Consider the following 22,496-nt stretch of genomic DNA (forward strand, 5'->3'; position numbering starts at 1 on the left):
TTAGGTAACACTAAAAATAAGTAACTTTTATGTCCTTGTGGGGAATTGTCCTTCTAAATCTTTTCTTAGGGTATCCTATAATGAAAGTGGAGTACATATGCTTATTCTTATCAATGTCAGGGAAAAATTCCATCAGCCTATCATGATCTATCTCATCAGCTTTCAGTATGAACAATGAATAGAAACCTCCTAAGCCTAAAGAATATGCCAGCAATTCCAGACGGGCATTTGCAATGACCGCACTTGTCTTATCTGTTGAAAATGTTAAAATAAGTTGTTTTCCCTCCCACAATAGGGGATGGAATTCTTTTGTAGAGTTGTCCTTTAAGTAATCGCCGAATTCCTTAATTCTGAAAAATTCATCTTCCTCTACTTTAATGATATCATAAACAAGGCCCATGAACTCGTCCAGTCTATCATCCAAGACTACGAATTCAACATCCTGCTCATTTTGAGCTGATGGTGAGTAATATGCCCCTTCAAATAATTTATCAAAAGTTTCGTTATCGATTTTCTTATTTTTAAACCAGCGAATGGATCTTCTTTGTTTTAAAAATTGAAGCAAATCATCATACCCCACCGGCAATTCGCGAGGATTGTAATCCTGAATTCTATCTTCCTTTCCTTCATAAGATTTAAGTGTGATTGCTTTCTGTTTACATATAGCCATACAATGACCGCATTCGAAGCAATTGCTGCCTGTTTCAACAGCAAAATCATCTACAATAATGTTGTCACGAATGCAAACCTGCATGCATTGCTTACATGCAGTACATAACTCTTCATCAATTATCAGTTTCATTTAACCACGACTCCGTCTTGCAAAACAGTTAAAATATTATCATTATCGCTTAAAATAGAAATGTCTTCCAAAGGATTGGCATTTGTCAATATCAAATCAGCACAATAATTTTCCTTTACAAGACCCAGATTATCCTTTCCTAAAAATTCTGCTGCCCTGATGGTTCCGCTAGCTATCGCTTCATCTTCGCTCATGCCAATATCAGTTAGATGAATTAACTCTTCCAGATTATGCCCATGAGGAATGACTCCACTGTCAGTTCCCATCAAAATATTAACTCCTTCTTCATAAGCAACCGAAATGTTTTCCTTGTGGACTTTAACAATTTCTTTTAGCTTTTCAGTCTTTTCGTCAGCATAATTGTCCCATGCAGGAAAACCGTTTTTATATAAAAATTGATGAACCAGAAGTGTTGGAACTAAACTGACATCCTTTTTAACCATTTTTTGAGCTGTTTTTCTGTCAATGAATGTTCCATGCTCAATTGATGAAAATCCTGCATCAATGCAATTGTTCATTCCTTTTAAACTGTGACAATGAGCTGAAACTTTCATATCATTTGCACTAGCTTCGCAAACAATGGTTTTGAGCTCTTTTTTATTGAATTGAGCAAACTCCGGTGAACTATTTGTTGTCAATACTCCTCCGCTTGCCATCACTTTTATGAAATCTGCCCCTGCCCTTTTTACTTCACGGGTCTTTTTTAACACTTCTTCAATGCCATCGCATCTTCCTTTAGGAAAACCGGGATAGATTATCTCCATGTCCCAACCTGAAGGCAGAAACAAATCAAAATGCCCTCCAGTCATGACTAAAGGAGTGATTGATAAGTGAACTTTAGGAGCTATGAATAGCTTTCTTTGTTGAGCGAGCTTGAAACTTAAATCGGCAGAACCGCAATCCCTAATTGTTGTAACACCGGCATTTATTGTTTGAGTGGCATGAGGAACAGCATTATAAAAATGAATTCCTAAAGGATTTGCCATGTTTTCTTCTTTGTGAAAACCCTTTGCAAAAATATGGGTGTGACAATCAATAAAACCGGAAAGTAAATAATTATCATCCCCATCAATCACATCTGCATCCTGTTTAGTGGAAATCTTTGATGAAGAAATCTCCCTGATGATATTATCTTCAATTAAAACATTTTTATGGGTTTCAACTTCTTCAAACGGATTGACAATGTTTACATTTTCAATTAGAGTTTGCATTTTATCACTTTATAATATTTCTATAGTTCCATTATCCCCATCAACTTCAACTAAAGTTCCTGTTGTTAATTCTTGGGTGTTTTCAGGTGAATCCACCATCGGAATATCGGACATGATAGCTCCAGTAGCTATAATCGGCTCAGCATTGAGACAGATAATTGCTTTAGGAGCAGTATTGTTTTTCATCATTTGGAAAATTACATATGATCCTACTGTGGAACCTTTTCCTCCGGGAATGAACAATACCTTATCCTTGATTATTTCCCCTTTTAACTCATGAGTAGGGTCAATAATTTCTCCATTTTCAGGATTTACTCCACCTAAAAAGCTAATTGGTTCAGATGAAACTATCAATTCACCTTTACCTTTACCTTTTGCAATATTTCTACATTTAATCATAAAATCACGTTTAGAATAATTTATCCTCAACAAATTCCCCTTTGTTAATAGATTCTGTTGCTTTAATAGAATCGATTAATGCCCAAAGCCATACAATTACTATTAAAACGAATCCAATTACTAAGAATACAAGAATGGCTGAAACAATGTAAGCGACAATAAATGAAATTCCTTTCTTATTTAAACCAAGGTATAAATGACCTAAACCAGGGAATAACAAGCTTAAAATCGCAGATAAAAGAACATTTTTCTCTTCAGAAGAACGCATAATGTTAGCCACCCTGACACCGCAGTACGGACAGATTTCAGAATTGATATCAATTTTTTTACCGCAGGATTGGCAGAATTTGGTTTGAGGTTGTTCTTCTTGAATTAATCTGAATCCGCATTGAGGGCAGAAGGCTGTACTCATATCAACTTGAGTTCCGCAATTGGAACAGAATTTTGTCTTTTTAGCGCTATCGGCTTCTTCAGCAGCAGGTTCTTCCTCAACTGCATCGTCGACAGCTTCTTCAGTTGACTCTTCCTCAACAACTTCTTCAGGAGTTTCTTGGACTTCTTCAGATGCATCCTCTTCAACAACTTCCTCATCAACAGCTTCTTCAACTCCATCTTCAGATGATTCTTCAAAAGCTGCATCAATAGTAGTTTCCTCAACTTCTTCAGATACTATTTCTTCAGCTTTGGGAAGAAGAGCTCCACAATTTGAGCAAAATTTTGCTTCTTTTACATCTTTTCCACATTCTGGGCAAGTCACCATATTAACACCATATATCAATTTATTAATTACAATATAAAAAACTTAAACTACATCCTTTTTCATGATTTCTCTAAGCACTGCAGTTGCATATGAACCTTTATTGATTGAAAATTCACATAAAACCCCATCATCCATAGCAGTTGCTGATGCATCCCACACCTGGAAACGCATGGCCCGCCTAAGGCCATGACTACCCAGACGAGGCATTTTTGGAACTTCAAAATCAGATTTTTCCAAATTATAACTTTTCAATACATTCTCTTCCATCGCCCCCACTTCACCACCAGCATAAGGAACCTTTGTACCATACAACGGACAAGTTGGATTAGCCTGAAAATTATCAATCAATTCCTGAAATTCTTCAGGAGTCTTATCACGAACAATATGCTCCTCTGTGTCGATTACAATATCTCCTTCGATATATTTGTTAATTCCCATATTAACCCTGTTGCTAACTGCTTCATTGAACAGATAGGATTGATAAGCGTGAACAAACATTCTCTGGAGCGGTTTTGGAAGTGCATGAAGGGCGTTCATGTATGATTTGTCAGTTAATTCACCTTTTTTAGAATCCCTAATCAATTCCTTAATCATCATCTTTTCATATCTCATTCCCTTACCCATTAACTTAAGAGATTCTTCCAGATTTCCATCATCATAGGCCTGTCTTGCCATCTGATTTTCCTCGCTTTCATCTTCTGAAGGGTTTCCGATGTAGATTCCAACGGCTTTTTCCAAATCGTTTTCAACAAGAGCTTCACCAACCAAATGAGTATTGGTCCTTGGCTTTCCGAATCTTTGCCATCCGAAATAATTAGGAACTCCTGTAATTTCAAGCTGCTTTAAAACTTCATTGGCAACATCTGCACTTTTTTCAATGTCATCCAAATCCTTGATTAATATTCTGAATTTATTGCCTTTGAGTTGGCCCATTCTGAGCTTTTTTCGTCCTCTGACAATTTTCAAAAAATCAGTTTTATAGATATTCCCATCCAGTGCCTTGACTTGTTGCAGCTGTTCTTCAGAATCCATATTCGCAATGCAAATCCATTGGCGTGTCAAAGCCTTTTTATCCTTCATTCCGGCAAAGCCCATTCTTTTTCTGGAAATGTGCAAATCACGGGCAATATCCAAAACAACATCCAGTGTGGTCCTTCCCAATTTTTCAATCCAAATGTAAACGTTTGGGCCTTCACCTTCAGGAATGATTTCAGGAATTTCTTCTACATAAAAATCTTCATATCGGTTTCTAATAGTTCCACCAATACCTTCTTGGTCAGTAACATAAGAATTAGCATTTAACATAATAATCACGATAAATAAATGCCCCGACCGGGATTTGAACCCGGGGAATGGGATCCGCAGTCCCATGTGTTATCCAAACTACACCATCGGGGCAAAACAAAATAAGATAACATTTAATGTTATCGATTTCATAGTATTTAATAATTACCATACAGACAATGTGTAAGAATAATCGCCATAATCCCTTGAAGCAACAGATATGTCCTTTGCTTTTGAGTAATCTCCATCACTGGCCAACGTTTTCCCATCAAGGAGATTGTTTTCACTGAATCTATAATTTTGAAGTTTGAAAGTTTTAAATTTCTCATCACACAACTGGGAAACTTCCTGAATGGATTCCTTTGAATTTTTCTTTTCTTTCAAAATAGCTGAAATATCACCTAAAAAACTTTGGTCTGTGAAATTGATTTTGCCATCCAAAACTTCCATGATTTCCTGAGCGGACATGGAATTTTTTATATCTGAAGAATAATCTGAATTTTGGAATAAAATTAGGGAATTAAAAGCTAAAATTACAATCAAAAGCAAAATTATTGCTAAAATTGCCTCTATAATAAAAAAATTTCCCTTTTCATCTAACATGAATTAAAATTGTAGATTAAAATAAATAAAAAGAGTTGAAGTGTGCAAAAATTAATTTGCACGAATGTGATTAATCACTTTATCTTTTTTAGCGATAGCTGCGTCTGAAGCTTCCTGAACTTTCCTTTTCATTTCTTCAAAGTCTTCAGGAGTTGTTTCACCAACTAACTTTTTAATTTTAGTGTATGCAGCCTCCCTAAATAATGGAACTAATTTTTCATTTGAACCATCCTCTTTAATTAAAATCGGTTCTCCGGAATTGTTCACTTCACCAATTTCGGAAATTGCCACATCGTATTTACCGACTGCCTTTTTAATATCTGTGACAATTTCAGGAGGTGCAATCAACATCAATGAATCGGTTGAAACTCCTAATGGGTCAATGTTCAATGTTTCAAGCATGTTCAACACATTTGGAGCTACCATTTGCCTGATTTCTTTTTCATAAAACTCTAAACCAACGCCAGTTGTGTTGGATATTTCATGAGCATCTCCTCTAAGACCTCCATTTGTAACGTCAGTCATTGCATGAATGTCTTTGACAAGATCAACTTCAAACAAAGCATGTGAAGCCTGAACAAAGTTCACGTTCATTGTATCCCACACAACGTCAAAGAATCCGTTGTAAAGTGCGGTTGTTGTAATTGTTCCTCCCCCGGATCCTTCAGTTAAAAGGATAACATCACCTTCTGTCGCTCCTTTTCTTGCAGTCGGAGGATATGGGGAAACACCGACACTTCCAACAGCTGAAACGAACCTATCTCCTAAAACCATGTCTCCGCCGACACGCAGTGTGCTTCCTGCTACAATCGGAACATCTACAAGTTCTGAAACTGCGGCAACTCCTGCTGTGAAGTCAAATATTTTAGCAACATCCCCATCATCTGCAAGGTGGACATCGCTTAGAATTGCAACAGGGTCTGCACCCATTACGCATACATCCCTAAGTGTTGCTCTTGTTACATGAAAACCGCCTAAAAATGGATATTCACTTAAACGTGAGTGTATTCCATCAACAGCTGTTGTGATATAAACTTCATCATTTTTAACTGGAGCTTTGACAACCCCTCCGTCGTCCTGTTCTGACGGATTTACAAGTGAAGCTGTATTTGTTGATGATACGATTTCAGCTATTTTCCTGTGAACAAAGAAATCGCCCGCTCCACGAGATCCTACACCCATCTCTCCCATGAGCACATCAGCCTTATTAACAGATGCAATCTCTTTTAGAAATTCGTCATCGCTATCATTCAACTTTAAGGTAGTAGCTACTTCATCAATTACCGCTTTAGCCATTTCTATAGAGTTTTCTTCATTGATATTTTTATATTCTCTAATCCTAATAGCCAACATGTCAGCTAAATCATCGTAATCATAATTATCGATTCTTTTTCTTACAAATCCTTCAATATCCATAGTTATATCTCCAAATTAGTGAAATTCTTTAAAATTTTAAGTCCTGCAATACCGCTCTTTTCTGGATGGAATTGTGTTGAAAATAAATTGTTTTGGCTTAATGACGCTACAACATCTCCACCATAATCACAAGTTCCTGCTATGATGCCTTCATCATCCGGAACAACATGATAAGAATGAACAAAGTAAAAGTATTCTTTATCAATTCCCTCTAAGATAGGTGAATCATTACAAACTTTCAGTTGATTCCAACCCATATGAGGAATTTTCACATCTCCCTTTAATAATTCGACATGACCCTTGAATAGGTCCAGGCCTTTAACGCCAGGAGATTCTTCACTTGAACTCATAAGCACCTGTTGGCCAAGACAGATTCCTAAAAACGGCTTGTCATCTGAAACATGCTCATGAATAACATCTTCAAAAGGCTTTAAATTTTCCATGGCGCTTCCAAAAGCTCCAACACCTGGCAAAACCAAATAATCGCTATCTGCAATGATTTGGGCATCATCGGTTATCTGGAAGTCAACACCTATTTTTTTAAACCCGTTTGAGATACTTTTCAAGTTTCCACTTTTATAATCAATTATCGTTATCATTCGTCCAACCACCCGATTGCTGACCTGATCATGCCACCAAAGTCAGAAAATACTATTTCATCAGTTCCTAAAGTTTTTGAATGTGCATCAAGCTCTGCAACAACGTGAGTATAACCCAATTCCTTTAGAGGTTCCACCAAACGAGGCCCATCGGTTACTGCAACTGATTCAACTTCAAAATCTTCTATTGGAAATGCATGAGGAACACCGAACACTACAATTAAATCCAAATCCTTATCATTCAGGTATTCTGCAGCTTTATCGGCTGTTATAGGATACTCATCAAGTCCTCCAGTAATAAAATCAGGTTCAATATCCAGCTGGCTTCTAATGTTTATCGCATGCTGCCTGATTCTTGGAAGTCCAATATTCTCATCCAAATTGGCTACAAAAATCGGCTTATTTTCTGGGTTGATTTCTGTGTAGTCAAAATCGATGATATCTGCAAATAAATATGATGTTTCTTTTTTAACATTAAGTACGAAAGCCACTTTTTTATTATCTTTCAATGCTTTTACAACAGTTTTAGCAACTTTTTCTTTAGAATCTCCAAAATTAGGTTTAATGTACTTGCCTTGAGCCATTCCTCGAGTTTTTTCAACTTCGGTTGCTTTTTCAAGCATTTCAATTTGTCTGTCGGCCTCTTGCCTGGAAATGACTCCACATTCGACTGCCGCATCTAAAACCATTATTGCCCCTACAGTATTGTCCCCTTCACCGGATCCACCATGGGATTCAACCGGAATAACAGTACATGGCAAATCGGCAGTTGCTATTGCTTCCTTCAAATCTTCACCAATTATCATACTTGCGCAAGTTCCTGCAATGCCCATCAGTTTTGGATGGAATGCATCATAAGCTTCAACCAATGTATCGGCTAATTTTTCACCAGCACCCAATATGAAATCATTTTCGGACATTCCTGTAGTTACAACACGTACTCCATCACCCTCTAAAAGTCTAGCTGTCCTAAAACAGCATCCTGTAGGCCCATGCATGACAATAACATCGACATTCATGTCCCTTAAGGTATAAAGAGTAGCAGCAATCGGACTCGGTCTTGGATGTATAATTTTTATCACCTAATAAACTTTTAACAAATAACTATTTTTAATTCTTAATTAATATAATTAATTAACAAATCCAGGAGATTGCATTATGAAACTCGACAAACAAATTTTAGAGGAAAAAATTAGAGAATACAGAGAATTCAAAAGCTGTTCTGAATCAACATTGATGGGGCTTTGCGAAACCGCAGAATATCCCATTACACAACCAGAAATGGTGAAATTGGGATGTGGATTTGCAGGAGGAATAGGCGGAACCTTCGATGAAGGAACCTGCGGTGCAGTTACTGGTGCAATAATTGCAAACGGACTAGTTATAGACGACCCGTCAAAAATTAAGGCAAATGCAAAAGAAATATTTAATACATTTAAAGAGGAATACGGAAGTGTATGTTGCGGTACAATAACCAACAACGGTAAAGACAAATCCCCATGCGTTGACTGCTGTGTTTTCATTGCAAATAAAGTGGCTGATTTGTGGGATGAATAGTAACAATTAAGAAATCCCGTTCAAAAAAAATAGGAAAAATTACTAACAATATCATTCATAAAATATTGTTAGTAGTTTAAATTCTAAAATTAAACTCAATTATAATCCTTTACTGATTTTATTAGATTTTCCATATCACCGATTAGATTATCCACATCATGGTCATCTGAAGAATCCATTGCCAGAACCAACTCATTGGACAAATCATCGATTTTTTGAATAATAGACTTTAAAACTTCAATTTTTGATTTTATTTCAGCTTCAATTTTAGGAGAATTTTCATCGCCCAACCTAATTAAATTCATGGCAGAATCATATTCGCGATTAAATAACTCCTCTGATTTGTCCACAACAGCAATGAATCTAGTATAGGTTAATTGAGGAGGCTCAAAACGTTGTTTAATTAATTTTCTAGCATTTTTATCTTTTGAATTGAATTGTTTGTGCAAATCTTCAACCTGTGATTTGTATTGGCCAAATTTTTCACTTTTCTGTGAAGATTTTTCAAGAATTTTTGGTTTTTTAATCTTGATTTGTGGTTTGGACTTATTTTCAATTTTCTTTTGAACGATTTTCCCTTCAGGGTTTGAATTTGTCAGCAAATGAATTCCACAACCCACTACAAACAGCGGTGCTGTAAAAATTACTCCTGCAAGAACAACTGCAAGGACATTCGGTGGATTGAACATGCAAGACACTACTACAATCAATAGAAATAGCAAAACTGAAATTGATTTGGTTTTTGAAAATGCATATGCTCCGGTTTTTTTGTTTTGCCAATAGAATAATAAATGCTTCAAGTCGGTAATTATCCCATAATCATTGTATTTCAATAAAATCTCTGATTTATTCTCACGACCTAATATTTTATGAAATCCTAATCCTAAAAGGAATGTAATCATCGCTAAAATTAAAGCGACTAAGATCATGCCCCCCACCAGTTGTGAAGAGAATGCTGTTAGGAAAAATACCACGAATACAGATACTGAAATTAATTTGGACTTTGATAAAACATATCCCCCATCATGCTCCCAATAGAGCAAATTATATTTAATTCCATCTTGATTAGGAGTTATTACTTCTCCAACCGGCCGAAATGAATTTGATTTGCAGTGCGGGCAAAAGTTTGATTTGTCTTCAACCCTTTCACCACATTGATTACATATTTTCATTGTTATTCCTCACAAAAATATCGGTTTAATCCGTTGATAGTTTGAATGAAGTTACTTAAAAACTTATGCATAAAAGGAAATATTTAATTGTTAATTGATATGATAACTTAATTCAAAGAATGAAATAAAATATCTTAAATCCACATAACTATCGGATTAGCATGATTGAGGTCAAAAATGGTAAAATATTGTAGAAAATGCGGTGTTGAACTTAAAGAAGAAGCCATATTCTGCCCTAATTGCGGTGAAAAGGCCATTGCACCAAATAAAAACTTTTTTGAAAAATTTAAAATTCCATTAATAATCGGAGGAATTATAATCATCACTTTAATCGCATTTGCCCTTTTGACTCCCCAAACCCAAATTGTTGAAGTAGATAATGTTGAATTTGAAATTCCTGCAGACTATGTAAGTGAACCTTCAAGGACTGAAGTCAGTTATGACGGCAATGTCAAATCAAGCGCCATGGGCTGGAGCAATGATGAAAGCTATATAGAAATCGGTATAACCAGAACACCGGGTTCGGGAATTAACGGTAATGAAGTTGCGGCAACTGTAGGCGGTTCTCCAACTAAAATGCTAGGCCATTCAGGATATTACCAAAAATACGACAATGAAGGCTATTCCTTTGTATTTGGAATGAAAGACAAGGTATGCATGATTTATGTATCCGACTATGATGCATTTAATGATATCAAGGTTCTTGATGAATAGTGAAAATATCGACAGCACTACAGCAAACCATTATTTAACAATCATATAAAGGCTTATTAAAATAGCCAACAAGATTACATTTAAAACTGTAAATACAATAAAATATCTGATTTTGAATTCATTATATTCGCGAACAATAATCTTATAAGATATAAGGTTTGCCATAGATGCTATGAGCGTTCCAAAACCTCCAATGTTAATTCCAACAATAATTGCTTCATAATTAGTGCTGAAACCGCTAAGTAGCATTGCCGCAGGCACATTCGAAATTACTTGAGATGCTATAATTCCCCACAAAACCTCATTTCCAATGATCCATTTTTTGAAAAACAAATTGAAAACCGAAATATTCTCCAAATTACCAATCAAGATAAAAAGAGCTATGAAAGTTAAAAGCAGGTAATAATCAACACCTAAAAAAACCCTTTTAACGAAATTTTTTTTATCTACTCCTATTTTGCTCATTTTAGGCAGTGAAATCTTGTCTTTTGGAACGAATAACATACATATTGCCAAAAATACAACAGATACAATTATATACGGTAGGAGCAATAAGAAAAATGACTCGAAAGGAATATTAGAGACGGTATACATTACGATATTGTGAGGAGCCCCAATAGGAAGGACCATACACCCTACATTTGCAGCGATTGTCTGTAAAGAAACTGTGATTATTGTTAAATCGATTCTGTCAACTTTTTTTAAAGCCAATATGGAAAATGGAACAAAAATAATCAATGAAACATCATTCGTGATGAAAATGGAACTTAAAAAGCAAGTAAAAACCAAAACTAAAATCAGCTCTCTTGCATTCCCAATTTTGACCAATAGCTTACGGACCAAAATCTCAAAAACAGCTAAATTTTTTAAAACCTCAACAACGACCATGATGACTAAAAGCAAGATGATCGTGTCCCAATTAATATAATTCAAATAGTTGATATTGGGATGGACAAAAAAGCAGGAAATAATGGCCAATATTAATGATACTGAAAAAATAATCTCTTCTTTAATGAAACTAAAACTCTTATCAATTAATTCAGCCATGGTATTTGTTTTATTTAAATTATTATAATAACTTAATCGGCATCCTCGTCAAGGGTTTCCAAAAGAAAGCTTACTGGCCTGAATCCATCATTGCAGGATATCATTGCGGACCTTTTGTTCTTCATCCAGCCGTCATAAAAATCGCTTGCCCCATTTGCTAAAGCTAGAACGAATGGTGAAAGACTTTCCCATGCACTATCACAGAAATTATCAGGTTTCAGCCACCCATTAGCTATGAAAACATCCCCCTCTTCGACATCACATTCATGCTCCAGCGGATTTTCATATTTCTCTATCAAATCATCGTGCCTGACTTTTCTCATGACGGTAATCTTTACCTTTTTCATAATAATGCCTCCAAATCACTTTTTTCATATCTGTTATGGCCTTTAAGACTCTTTTTATATTTCCAACATTTTATTGCATCATCCAATGACCTATTTTCATTGTCTTCAAAGAAATCTCTTATATACTGATTATATTGAAATTGCTTATCAATCTTAGTTTTTTCGCCTGAATTTTGAATCTCATAATATGCTTCAACGGCGTCCCTATAAGTTTTTTCAGGATTTGATTTTAACCATTTTTGGAATTTAACCTTAAATTTAAAACTGCTGCCGATTTCTTTTTCAAAAAATGCCCTCTTATCTTCACTGCATTTAAAATTATCACCTAATTTGGAATCCAGACTAATTTCAGATAAGTTATTGCTAGGATATTGCCTAATGGGATTCTCCTTTAACTCCTCACCGGTAGACAAATAGTGGATTATCCTATTTTCCAAATCTTCCTTGCTACCGCTTATTTTCAAACCTTCCAATCGGCAAAAATCCTTTAATTCTTCCTTTAAAAAATAATACTCCCTGAATTCGTCAGGACTTATATTTTTAGTTAATTTTGGCATGAAAATCTTTAAAATAAAAAAAGTAGAGGGTTTAACCTCTAGTCACGATGCTGACAATGTCACCATCTTTCAGTTCATAATCACTGGCTATGCGCATATGTGTCCTTGCATCTACTGCATGCATGAACTTATCACCAATATCTGTGTGAACAATGTAAGCCAATTCACGTGGAGTGGAGCCTTTTGGAACCAAAAATCCATCAGGCAATACATTTCCTTTTTGATCTGTGTATTTGTGTTCATCCTGAACAGGATAAACGACAATTCTATCCAACAAGTCAAAAATGCCGTAATTTAAAGCATCCTGAACACCAGTGCTGCCATATTTATCTAAAATATTTGTTTGAATATATTCTAAAGCTTTGATTTGATTTGGATTTAATTCATCACCTTTCAATATTTCGAAGTGGTCATCACCTGAAACATATGAAATCAAACCGGCTTCTGCCGCCCTTACAAGTGCGATTTCAGATTCAGCGGATGTTGGAATTACATTAGGATACTTTTCCTTGATTCTTTCTATATTGGCTGCAGATGTTGGCAAGTCTGCCTTATTTGCAATAATCATCATAGGTTTTGCAATATGTAAAATATTTCTAGTAAGCTCAATCAAATCTTCCTCTTCCCACTTGTTATAGTCCGGTTCGATAGTCCTTTTTGCTTCAATAATGTCCTCAATAGATATTCCTGTACCAGACAATTGGTCAAACAATACTTTTGAAATGTCCAGATGCTCAGCACCGACTTTTCTTATGAGCCTTACCCAATTTTTAGACAATATTCCATACATCCACATCACAATCTCGTTTTCCAAAAATTCCAAATCTTCAAGTGGATCATGGCTTCCAGCATCGACAGGGTTTCCTTCCAAATCTGTAGAACCAGAAGCGTCAATAACATTGATGAATACTTTAGCTTGCATTAAATCATCTAAAAACTTATTACCTAATCCTTTTCCTTCATGTGCTCCAGGAACTAATCCTGCAACATCTATTAATTCAATCGGAAGCAATCTTTTTCCATCAACACATATTGAATTGTGTGGATTGCATGTAACGCCCAGTTCTTTACATGGGCAATCTTTAATTACATGAGCAACAGCCTTATTTGCATCAATAGTTGTAAATGGATAATTAGCCATTTCTACACTAGATGCAGTTGCTGAATTGAAAAAAGATGATTTTCCAACATTCGGTTTTCCACAAACTGCAATTTGAAGCATAATAATCACTTAATACTTAATAACAACTAAATGTATGTTTTTAAAATTATAAATAGTTTCAGAATTAATTAATATTTAATGAAAGATGAAGATGTTGAAAGACCTCAGGCTATGAAAATCAGACAGGAAATTCAAGATGTGATGACCAATTCTCTTCCCGAAAAAAAGTTTGATGTTGAAGATATCGACTTGGTTGAAATAGACATTGAACTTGAGAATTTAGGTTGGAACTTTCACAATTTAAGGATTTTAAACCTGACCGATATCCATCTGGGCCAATGGATTAATCCGAAATACCTATCAGACCTTGTCGATTATGTAAATACCCTGAACATAGATTTGATAACATTAACAGGGGATTACTTCTCATATGTCATTGACGGGTATGAAAAATCATTGGAAGAATCGTTCAAGAAGCTGAATGCAAAATACGGAAAATTCGGAGTCCTGGGAAATCATGACCATTGGATGGATGCCAATAAAATCAGGAGAATATTTGAAAACGCGCATGTTACCGATTTGAGCAATGACGTCTGCACAATTAAAATAGGTGAAGAAAGATTGAATATCTGCGGTGTTGACAGCTCTACAGTGTGTGCGGATAATTTGGACAAGGTAATAGCCAAAATGCCAAAACATGTTCCAAGCATTTTGCTCGCCCATGAACCTGATTTTGCGGATGAATCTTCACAAACCAATCTGTTTGACCTTCAAATTTCTGGACACTCCCACGGAGGGCAATTCATAATCCCCAAATTTGAAACAACACCATTCAGAGGCCCTGATTCCAGAAGATATCCTGTTGGACTTTACAAGGTCAGGAATATGATTCAATATACAAGCAAGGGTCTCGGCACAAATTCGTTTAGAATAAGAATAAATTGTAAACCAGAAATTACAATAATAACATTAAAAACATCAAAAAAACAAAAGATTAAGATAGAATGATTAAAAATAGATTAATTTCATCACTTCGAACAATAATAACTACATTATTATTAGTTGCATCCAACATTATTGCAATATATATCCTAGATTACATCAGCGCCGATTTCACAGTCGGCCCATGGTACAATGCGATAATTATAGTAATAGCCGTAGCTATCGCAAATGCTGCGCTATGGCCAATATTCAGAAGATTCTTTATGAAATTAATCATATTCACTTTTGGGATAGGATCATTATTCATAAATTCGTTTATATTTTATATAGCATCACTTTTTGTTCCTGGAGTTTCAGCAGGCATCTATGGAGTTCTGCAATTTCCAATTGTAATGGCAATAGCTACAACTTTCACCACAAATATTACAAACACCAATTACTACGACAGCTATATCAAGAAGATACTGAAATATGCTCTGGAACAAAAAACCCCTTATAATAAAAGATATCCCGGATTGATAATGGTTGAAATAGACGGATTATCAATAAATACATTGAAAAAAGCCATTGAAAAAGGTGTGATGCCAAACATCAAAAAGTATCTTGATGAAAAAACACATACCCTGAAAGGATGGGAAACTAATCTGTCATCACAGACCGGAGCGAGCCAAGCGGGAATCCTGCATGGAAATAATAAGGACATTGTAGCGTATAGATGGGTTGAAAAAGAAAATGACAATAGAATTGTAGTTTCAGGAAAATTAAGCGATGCTCCCGAAATAGAAGAAAAAATCAGTGATGGGCACGGTTTGCTTGTTGATGGAATCAGCATTGCAAACATGTTTTCAGGAGACAGCAAAATCCCCACATTAACCTCATCCAAATTAGGAGGATTGAGCAAGTTATATAATAAGACATTGAACGCTACATTCTTGGATTCATATAACTTCCAAAGATTATTTATACTCTTTTTATGGGACATCATTCTTGAATTGAAATCCCAAATTGTTCATAGATTAAAAAATATAAAGCCTCGCCTTAGACGAACCATTGTTTATGCTGCAGTTAGAGCTGGAGCTAATGTGGCGCTTAGGGAAGTTACAACAGACGTCTTGACAAATGAAATATTGACTGGAAACATTGATACTGCGTATTCCACTTATATGGGCTACGATGAAATAGCTCACCATTCCGGAGTGCAGGACGAAGACGTCTGGGGCGCATTGAAAATGATAGACTCACAATTCTCAAAGATAACTTCCGCAATCGAAATGAGCGACAGAGACTACAAATTAGTGGTTTTATCTGACCACGGCCAATCAAACGGGGCAACATTCAAGCAAAGATATGGAATTTCATTAGGAAACTATGTAAGACGATTCCTTCCTGACGATTTGAAAATGTTTGGAAATGCTTATAATATTGACCACTTCAGAGATGCAGTTATTCCAGAAAATAAACAAATAAGAACCCTTAAAAACAGATTTGGAGATATACATGACGATTTGTTTGAAGAGGGAGAACCTCTGCAAAACATTAGGGAAGAACTTAGAAACAAAAAGCCAAAAATTATTTTTGAGAATAAAACATATGTCAATTTGCGTAAAAGATACACAAATAGCTTAGATTATATCAAAGGTTACGAAACAGTTGAACACAGCGCTAAAAAGGCAGAAGATTCTGAACTTATCGTTTTGGGATCTGGAAACCTTGGCTTGATTTATTTGACCCAATGGAAACAACGCCTAAGCTATGAAGAACTAGTATTGCTGTTTCCAGATTTAATTCCTGGCCTTGTTAACCATCCTGGAATCGGATTTATCCTTGTAAACTCTATGACAAACGGAGGAATGGTGATAGGCAAGGATGGAATCTATTACTTGGAAAGCGACAAAATTGTAGGTGAAAACCCTCTTGAAGGTTTTGGAAAAAATGCTGCCAGACACTTAAAGCATCAAAATTCATTTAAAAATATGCCAGATATTCTTGTAAACAGTTTTTATGATGAAATAAATGATGAGGTATGTGCTTTTGAGGAATTGATTGGTTCCCACGGAGGACTTGGAGGAGACCAGACAAAGCCGTTTATATTATACCCTTCAGAATGGAAAGACCCTGGAGAACTGGTGGGTGCACCATCCATCTATAAATTCCTAAAACATGAACTAGAAGATTTAAAGTCTTGAAAGCCAATAATCAAAAATTTCAGAAATGTTTTCGTCAAAGCTGATTGTCTTATCGATATTTTCAGGAATTGCCTCCGCATGACTACGGTTCAATCTAATCAATGTTGCGTTAGGACAATTATAAGTCATCTGCTCAAAGGGATATCTTATAATGACTGGAGTGTTGAATCCGACACCCAATTCCAGAAATACTATGTTTTTATTTTCATCGACATGCTCCAGAAATCTAGAATAATTATCATGCATCTCATGCCATTTTTCATCCTCAACGAAGAAATTATCTTTTCTTAAGTTTAAATCCATTTCTCCACCGCAAACTGGACAAATTGGAACCAATTCAGTTGGAATTTTACAGTCTTCAGTTTTTTCCAACCATTCAAAAACCTGGTCATAATTCTGATATAACTTATTGTGGCAAGCTTTTTCGCATTGCAACAGCCCATAATCCCCTTGAGTGGCAAATATTCGCTCGTCTTCAAAACCGTTAATCCAGAATTGGGATTCAACATTGGTTGTGAGGACAAAATAATCCTTATTTTCCACTAATTTCAATAACTTCTGATAAAGATCTGTTTTGCCGACATCAAACCGGTTTGCAAAAATATGCCTTGCCCAATATGCCCATTTTTCTTCTGAAGTTTCAAAAGGGTAAAATCCTGAAGAGTACATGTCAGTGAAATGATATTTTTCAATGAAATCTTCAAAATACCTTTCAAATCTTTCACCAACATATTCTATTCCTGCAGCTGCAGAAAATCCTGCACCTGCACCAATGATTATGTAATCAGCATCATCAATAGCTTTTATCGCTTTATCCAATCTTAAAACAAATTTATCCATTACTTTTCACCAAACAATAACTTCTTATAGGTCAAATAACTGTTGTTCGAAAATACATTGAAAACGATGCATTTCAATGTAGTTTCATTTGAATTCAAATAATCTGTGACTGTATCGATGGCAATTTCTGCAGCAAGTTCTTGAGGAAAATTGAATACACCTGTTGAAATGGAACAAAATGCAATGGATTCCAATTTGTTAGAATCAGCAATGTCCAAACAGGACTTATAGCAACTCGCCAATTTTTTGCAATCATCATCAGAAGGCAAAGTCCCTTGAGGAATTGCAGGCCCTACGGTATGAATTACATGTTTGGAAGGTAAATTGTAAGCTCCTGTAATTTTTGCCTGTCCTATTTCCTCATCCGCACCCTGTGTTTTCATTATGGCATTGCATTCCTCCCTCAGTTGAATGCCCGCTGCAGAATGGATTGCATTATCTATGCAGTTATGCATTGGAATAAAGCAACCCAATAATTTGGAATTGGCTGCATTTACTATTGCATCGACTTTTAAAGTTGTAATATCGCCCTGCCATAAAGCAATTTTTCCCTTAACTTCATCAATGTCACTTAAAGATGTTAATTTTTTATTCAATGTTTCACTGGTCAAATATTCGTCCTGAATATTTAAAAATTCGTCAGATACCTCACCCGGCATTCTGATGTTCATTAAAGAGCGGAACAATACTTTTTTGTCATGGAAATTATCGGGAATTTCGATTAAATCATCACGCTCATCAATCAAGTATTTAATTAAAAAATCTAATTGTTCCTGACTGTTAATTTAAATCCCTCCGATAATAATTATAATATCAATCTAACTATTTAAATGATTTAGTAACTAAAAAGGAACCTTGTTACTTGAAAGTAACCATAAGAAAATATTTTTAAGGATACAAATAGAACTATTATTATGGATACAGAGAAAATTGTTTGCCCAGTTGACAGGACACTTAATCTGATTAACAAAAAATGGAGCATACAAATCATCAGAGATATGTTCTTTGGTAAAAAACGTTTCAAGGAGTTTAAGGAAGATAAGCCCGATTTAAGCAATAAGGTATTATCCAATTGTTTAAAAGAATTGGAAGAAAACGGATTGATTAGGAAAGAGGTTCTGAACACAACCCCTGTCACTACAGAATACTATCTTACTGAATATGGAAAATCCATGAACAAAATCGTTTATGAGCTTGCAATGTTTACTCTGAAAAATGAAAATGCATACACAGACGAAATTCGCGATAACTTAAAAGACACATTTAGACAAACTTTAGAGATTGATGATTAAAATGACCGGAAAAATTTATATTGTTGGAATTGGACCTGGTTCAAGCGAATATTTAACAAAAAAAGCTGTTGATACCGTTAAAGCCAGTGATTATACCGTGGGAAGTACACGCGCTATCGAATTATTCGATGATGTCAACAACAAAATCGCATTCAACGTTAAGGAATTGCTTGACAAACTCGAAGAGGGAGTTCAACTGGCCTGTGAAGGAAATAGCGTTTCAATATTATCAACAGGAGATCCTGGCTTTTCAGGAGTATTGAACACAGTTTTAAGGATTTCATCCGAAAAGGGATTTGACAAGGGAAACATTGAAGTGATACCTGGAATCAGTTCCCTTCAGCTTGCTGCCGCAAAGAACCATATCCAATGGGACAATGCAAACGTTATGACATTCCACGGCCGAGAGAATATTGAAGACATTATGCCTGTCATCAACAATGGAAAAACAACCATTGCACTTCCTTCAAGAAAAGTAAAGGACATGGCTCAATTTTTACTGGACAATGGTGTTGAAGAGACAAGGAAAGTTGTGGTCTGTGAACGCCTAAGTTATCCTGACGAAAGAATTGTTGCATCCACTTTAAAGAAAATTGCAGACAGTGAATTTACTTATATGTGTATTATGATAATATACTAGGACAATTAGGTTTAAAAATTCATTTTAATAAATATTTACTATTTAAATTTAAAATTAAAGAATATATAAACCGATTATCATAGTTTAATTGTTAATTTGATGAAAAAATTAACAGAAGGTTAATACTATGAATCGGAAAATAAACACCATATGTTTCATTTTCTTATTTTTCTTTTTAATCTGTGCAGTATCTGCAGCGGAATGTGAAAATGAAACCCAAAAAACCATTTATCGGGCATGCACTGATGAAAATCAGGACATATGCCAGGCCCCCAACGAATATGTGAAACTTGAAAGTGAAAGCTTAAAGACTAATGAAGTAATAACGGCTACACAAAAAGCAACAAAACAGAAAGTCGTTCTAAATGCCCCCAATGTAAACATGTACTACAAAGACGGACATAAATTCAGCGTTACTTTGAAAGATGAAAGCAAAAAAGCCATCAGCAAAGCTAAAGTAAAAATTTCGATTAATGGAGCTACTTATAACAAGATAACCGACTCAAAAGGGACTGCTTCGATTAATCTGAATTTGAAAAGTGGAAATTATATTGTCCTCACTACCTTTGAAGGGGATGGAAAATATGCAAAACAAAGTGAGAAAAGCACTGTAAACATCAAAAGCACCATAAAATGCTATGATCTTACAAAATTTTATAAGAATCCAAAGGAATATTCATCCAAATTCTATGATACAAAAGGGAATCTATTGAAAAACACCGCAGTCAAATTTAAATTGAACGGCAAGACATATTCTGCAAAAACAGATAATCTGGGTGTTGCCAAACTAAAAATTAATTTGAAACCTGGATCCTACAGGATATCCTCAATTAATCCAAAAACAGCAGAAACCATCATAAAAACAATCACCATCAATTCCTTGATTAAAACAACTGATTTGACAATGACCTATAAAGACAAAAGCAAATTTAACGTGAAAATCCTTAACTGTTACGGCAAGCCGTCTCCCAATAAGAAAATCACCATAAAGGTAAATAAAAAAACATATGCCAAAACGACCGATAAAAACGGAATGGCAAGTTTGTCGATTGATTTGGAAGCTGGAACATACACTATAACAACAGAATTCGACGGACTTAAGAAAACAAATAAGATAACTGTAAAACCGTTGATAAAACACAGCCTGTTCAGCCACATAACCTTGATTCCCAGTTATGTCAACGTTTCGAACCAATATGTCTTTCATAATTCCGCGTATGTGGTAAAAACAGGGCCAAATGGAATAATCAGAATGCCAAAAAATGAGATATTCACAATTCTGATTAACGGAAAGGAATACATGTTTTCACGTTCAGCTATTTCCGGCATTGATACAAGAATTATCGGGTCAGAAAGTCATTTGGTGCCTTTTGATGGAAGTGAAATCACAAGTGACATTGACAAATCGAAATTGAAAGGGACCGGCATCATCATTTCAGCAAGCCCCGATTTTACAGAAATCGAGTACAGAAATACATGTAAGAACAATACTGAAATGTTTGGAGCCTATGCAGACAAAGGATTTGAAAACAGCGAAACAATCACCTATGTGCAAAATGACAAAATCAAAGCCAAAATAAACTTCTATACCGTGAATTATGATGAATATGGCATCAAATACAATCTGGCCAAGCTGTATGGAAAAAATCTCAGAGAATATTATTACAAAAGTTATGATGACCTGACAAATAACCAGAGCAATTTAATAAAATTTGCAAATACATGGCAGCCCGTAACACTGAGCTATTTTGGAAAATATATTGTGGGTTATCCGTCAAGGGAAGACATCATAACCAAATTTGTAATTGATGGAGAAGAAGAGCTTGAAAAATGTGAAACAATAAGCTATGGACTTGGAGAAAAATACCGGTACACTTTCGGCTTTGAAGTCCTGCAAAGCTATGCGATAATCAATGAAAAGATTACTACGAAAATCGTTGAAAATTGGCTTTCGGCAGGCCCGGGTTACCTCAATAAATTTGGAGTGATGAACGTTTACGGAATGTTCATGGCATCCCTTGAGACTGCATGGATTGCAGACAAGCTGGCCAACAATTACACCAAGGAATATGATGTGGAATGGAGACGGGACAAAAGTTTGACAATACTTGGCGGAATAAATCTAGATGATACATACCTACATGTTTTGAATTCGGATATGGGAATGGTAGTCAAAGGAAATGAAAAGAACGTTGCATTATTCAGGTTAATAAATTCCTTAAACCTACCAAACATTGAAGACTATTCACTTTCCTTGGTTGCAAAAAGATTCCTACACAACGCTTCAAATTCTCAAGCCAATGTGTTTTCATCAATAGCTAATGGCAATTACAGCATTACCCAGTTCAGTGACTTAATATATCTATTTGGTGAAAATAACAGCGCTATTATCCTGAATACTACAAGTGGAGTATGCAATGTAGTTTTATCCCATAATGATGCGGTTTATAAAGGATCTCAAATTGCAACATCAGAAGATTGCTGCGGAGTGACAATCATACCCAAGGACATCCTTGCGGGAATAAGGGAAACCATAAAAATTACATCACCAGGATTATACCAACTGACCGACAAATTGAACAAGATTCATCCCGTGAGCGTTTTGGCTCAAAAAGCCCTTAGCTTCATATTGAGCAAGACATTGACTGGTGCATCATCAGCCGCAATCGGATTATATACTGCGATGATTTTAATACAGGATGGAGGCGTCAAATACAGGGATGGAATGATAGATGAAAAGGACTGGCATTCGGCAATGGACACATATACATTCACTCGCCCAGGATATCTGCAGGGAAAGAAAGTATACAACATTCCAAATGAAAATGGAGGATACGACTATCTTGAAGTCAAAATAAACGATGACTTGACCCTGGACAGGAATAATGTAACATATATTTGTAGTGGAAAAACAAAACACTTAAGCAAGGAGGAGACATACCAATACTTCTGCGAAGACTATTGGA

At 35.5% G+C, this 22,496-nt stretch carries 23 protein-coding genes and 1 tRNA gene; 7 read left to right on the top strand and 17 right to left on the bottom strand.

Going from position 1 to position 22,496, the window contains the following annotated elements; all coding sequences use genetic code 11:
- Window positions 1–10: 10 nt before the first annotated feature.
- The 10 genes from Q0W25_RS05100 to cfbD form a co-directional block, all read right to left on the bottom strand.
- Entirely contained in the window at window positions 11–802 is a 792-nt protein-coding gene (locus tag Q0W25_RS05100) for a nitroreductase family protein (protein ID WP_298519698.1), read from the bottom strand.
- Complete coding sequence (locus Q0W25_RS05105) at window positions 799–2,013, bottom strand: amidohydrolase family protein (protein WP_298519701.1); 1,215 nt, start codon at window positions 2,011–2,013, stop codon at window positions 799–801. Before Q0W25_RS05105 ends, Q0W25_RS05100 begins: the two co-directional genes overlap by 4 nt.
- Before the next feature lie 9 nt (window positions 2,014–2,022).
- On the bottom strand, window positions 2,023–2,412 hold the full coding sequence (locus tag Q0W25_RS05110) for a DUF126 domain-containing protein (RefSeq protein ID WP_297828114.1): 390 nt from the start codon (window positions 2,410–2,412) through the stop codon (window positions 2,023–2,025).
- Window positions 2,413–2,422: 10 nt separating this feature from the next.
- Entirely contained in the window at window positions 2,423–3,172 is a 750-nt protein-coding gene (locus Q0W25_RS05115; protein ID WP_298519705.1) for a zinc-ribbon domain-containing protein, read from the bottom strand.
- Window positions 3,173–3,214: 42 nt separating this feature from the next.
- Complete coding sequence (gene truD, locus Q0W25_RS05120) at window positions 3,215–4,477, bottom strand: tRNA pseudouridine(13) synthase TruD (RefSeq protein ID WP_298519707.1); 1,263 nt, start codon at window positions 4,475–4,477, stop codon at window positions 3,215–3,217.
- Between the two features lie 19 nt (window positions 4,478–4,496).
- Window positions 4,497–4,570, bottom strand: a tRNA-Arg gene (locus tag Q0W25_RS05125).
- Between the two features lie 51 nt (window positions 4,571–4,621).
- A complete protein-coding gene (locus tag Q0W25_RS05130; RefSeq protein ID WP_298519710.1) occupies window positions 4,622–5,059 on the bottom strand; it encodes a hypothetical protein in 438 nt (145 codons plus the stop codon).
- 51 nt (window positions 5,060–5,110) lie between these two features.
- Window positions 5,111–6,475 carry an AIR synthase-related protein gene (locus Q0W25_RS05135; RefSeq protein WP_298519713.1) on the bottom strand — a complete coding sequence of 455 codons (1,365 nt, stop codon included), beginning with the start codon at window positions 6,473–6,475 and terminating at the stop codon, window positions 5,111–5,113.
- Between the two features lie 2 nt (window positions 6,476–6,477).
- Window positions 6,478–7,074, bottom strand: coding sequence for an imidazole glycerol phosphate synthase subunit HisH (gene hisH, locus Q0W25_RS05140; RefSeq protein WP_297825762.1), 597 nt, complete (start codon window positions 7,072–7,074; stop codon window positions 6,478–6,480).
- Window positions 7,071–8,144, bottom strand: a complete 1,074-nt coding sequence (gene cfbD / locus Q0W25_RS05145; protein WP_298519744.1) for a Ni-sirohydrochlorin a,c-diamide reductive cyclase catalytic subunit — start codon at window positions 8,142–8,144, stop codon at window positions 7,071–7,073. The genes hisH and cfbD overlap by 4 nt, the downstream gene beginning before the upstream one ends.
- A gap of 88 nt (window positions 8,145–8,232) precedes the next feature.
- On the opposite strand from cfbD, the gene Q0W25_RS05150 reads away from it, so the two are divergent.
- Window positions 8,233–8,631 carry a C-GCAxxG-C-C family protein gene (locus tag Q0W25_RS05150; RefSeq protein ID WP_297825766.1) on the top strand — a complete coding sequence of 133 codons (399 nt, stop codon included), beginning with the start codon at window positions 8,233–8,235 and terminating at the stop codon, window positions 8,629–8,631.
- A gap of 95 nt (window positions 8,632–8,726) precedes the next feature.
- On the opposite strand, the gene Q0W25_RS05155 is transcribed toward Q0W25_RS05150, so the two are convergent.
- The gene (locus Q0W25_RS05155) at window positions 8,727–9,803 is read right to left on the bottom strand and encodes a zinc ribbon domain-containing protein (RefSeq protein ID WP_298519718.1); all 1,077 of its coding nucleotides are present in this window, start codon (window positions 9,801–9,803) and stop codon (window positions 8,727–8,729) included.
- Window positions 9,804–9,980: 177 nt separating this feature from the next.
- Here Q0W25_RS05155 and Q0W25_RS05160 point away from each other — a divergent pair, with 177 nt between their 5' ends.
- Window positions 9,981–10,517: a zinc ribbon domain-containing protein gene (locus tag Q0W25_RS05160; RefSeq protein ID WP_297825772.1), complete on the top strand. Its 537-nt coding sequence runs from the start codon at window positions 9,981–9,983 to the stop codon at window positions 10,515–10,517.
- Window positions 10,518–10,547: 30 nt separating this feature from the next.
- Here Q0W25_RS05160 and Q0W25_RS05165 read toward each other — a convergent pair whose 3' ends face one another.
- Genes Q0W25_RS05165 through Q0W25_RS05180 form a run of 4 tightly spaced genes read right to left on the bottom strand, consistent with a single transcriptional unit; the run spans window position 10,548 to window position 13,690 of the window.
- Window positions 10,548–11,564 carry an SLC13 family permease gene (locus tag Q0W25_RS05165; RefSeq protein ID WP_298519722.1) on the bottom strand — a complete coding sequence of 339 codons (1,017 nt, stop codon included), beginning with the start codon at window positions 11,562–11,564 and terminating at the stop codon, window positions 10,548–10,550.
- Between the two features lie 32 nt (window positions 11,565–11,596).
- Window positions 11,597–11,911, bottom strand: coding sequence for a TIGR04076 family protein (locus Q0W25_RS05170; RefSeq protein ID WP_297825778.1), 315 nt, complete (start codon window positions 11,909–11,911; stop codon window positions 11,597–11,599).
- Window positions 11,908–12,468 (bottom strand): DUF6434 domain-containing protein, encoded by a 561-nt coding sequence (locus Q0W25_RS05175; protein WP_298519725.1) that lies wholly within the window; start codon window positions 12,466–12,468, stop codon window positions 11,908–11,910. Before Q0W25_RS05175 ends, Q0W25_RS05170 begins: the two co-directional genes overlap by 4 nt.
- 31 nt (window positions 12,469–12,499) lie before the next feature.
- Window positions 12,500–13,690, bottom strand: a complete 1,191-nt coding sequence (locus tag Q0W25_RS05180) for a redox-regulated ATPase YchF (RefSeq protein ID WP_298519727.1) — start codon at window positions 13,688–13,690, stop codon at window positions 12,500–12,502.
- A 78-nt stretch (window positions 13,691–13,768) separates the two neighbouring features.
- Between Q0W25_RS05180 and Q0W25_RS05185 the strand changes: the two genes are divergently transcribed.
- The gene (locus tag Q0W25_RS05185; RefSeq protein WP_298519730.1) at window positions 13,769–14,638 is read left to right on the top strand and encodes a metallophosphoesterase; all 870 of its coding nucleotides are present in this window, start codon (window positions 13,769–13,771) and stop codon (window positions 14,636–14,638) included.
- Window positions 14,635–16,758 carry a phage holin family protein gene (locus tag Q0W25_RS05190; protein ID WP_298519733.1) on the top strand — a complete coding sequence of 708 codons (2,124 nt, stop codon included), beginning with the start codon at window positions 14,635–14,637 and terminating at the stop codon, window positions 16,756–16,758. Before Q0W25_RS05185 ends, Q0W25_RS05190 begins: the two co-directional genes overlap by 4 nt.
- Here the strand turns inward: Q0W25_RS05190 and Q0W25_RS05195 are convergent.
- Both Q0W25_RS05195 and Q0W25_RS05200 read right to left on the bottom strand, forming a co-directional pair.
- Window positions 16,747–17,598 (bottom strand): hypothetical protein, encoded by an 852-nt coding sequence (locus Q0W25_RS05195; protein WP_298519736.1) that lies wholly within the window; start codon window positions 17,596–17,598, stop codon window positions 16,747–16,749. The two genes, Q0W25_RS05190 and Q0W25_RS05195, sit on opposite strands and share 12 nt — an antisense overlap.
- Window positions 17,598–18,383 (bottom strand): protein-ADP-ribose hydrolase, encoded by a 786-nt coding sequence (locus Q0W25_RS05200; protein WP_298519747.1) that lies wholly within the window; start codon window positions 18,381–18,383, stop codon window positions 17,598–17,600. The genes Q0W25_RS05195 and Q0W25_RS05200 overlap by 1 nt, the downstream gene beginning before the upstream one ends.
- Window positions 18,384–18,512: 129 nt before the next feature.
- Between Q0W25_RS05200 and Q0W25_RS05205 the strand changes: the two genes are divergently transcribed.
- From Q0W25_RS05205 to Q0W25_RS05215, 3 genes are all read left to right on the top strand, one after another.
- The gene (locus Q0W25_RS05205) at window positions 18,513–18,890 is read left to right on the top strand and encodes a helix-turn-helix domain-containing protein (protein WP_297825794.1); all 378 of its coding nucleotides are present in this window, start codon (window positions 18,513–18,515) and stop codon (window positions 18,888–18,890) included.
- Window position 18,891: 1 nt separating this feature from the next.
- Window positions 18,892–19,530, top strand: a complete 639-nt coding sequence (locus Q0W25_RS05210; RefSeq protein WP_298519738.1) for a cobalt-precorrin-7 (C(5))-methyltransferase — start codon at window positions 18,892–18,894, stop codon at window positions 19,528–19,530.
- A 127-nt stretch (window positions 19,531–19,657) separates the two neighbouring features.
- A partial coding sequence (locus tag Q0W25_RS05215) for a hypothetical protein (protein ID WP_298519741.1) occupies window positions 19,658–22,496 on the top strand: 2,839 nt, incomplete at its 3' end.

It is taken from the genome of uncultured Methanobrevibacter sp. (assembly GCF_947166415.1).
Classification (GTDB): domain Archaea; phylum Methanobacteriota; class Methanobacteria; order Methanobacteriales; family Methanobacteriaceae; genus Methanocatella.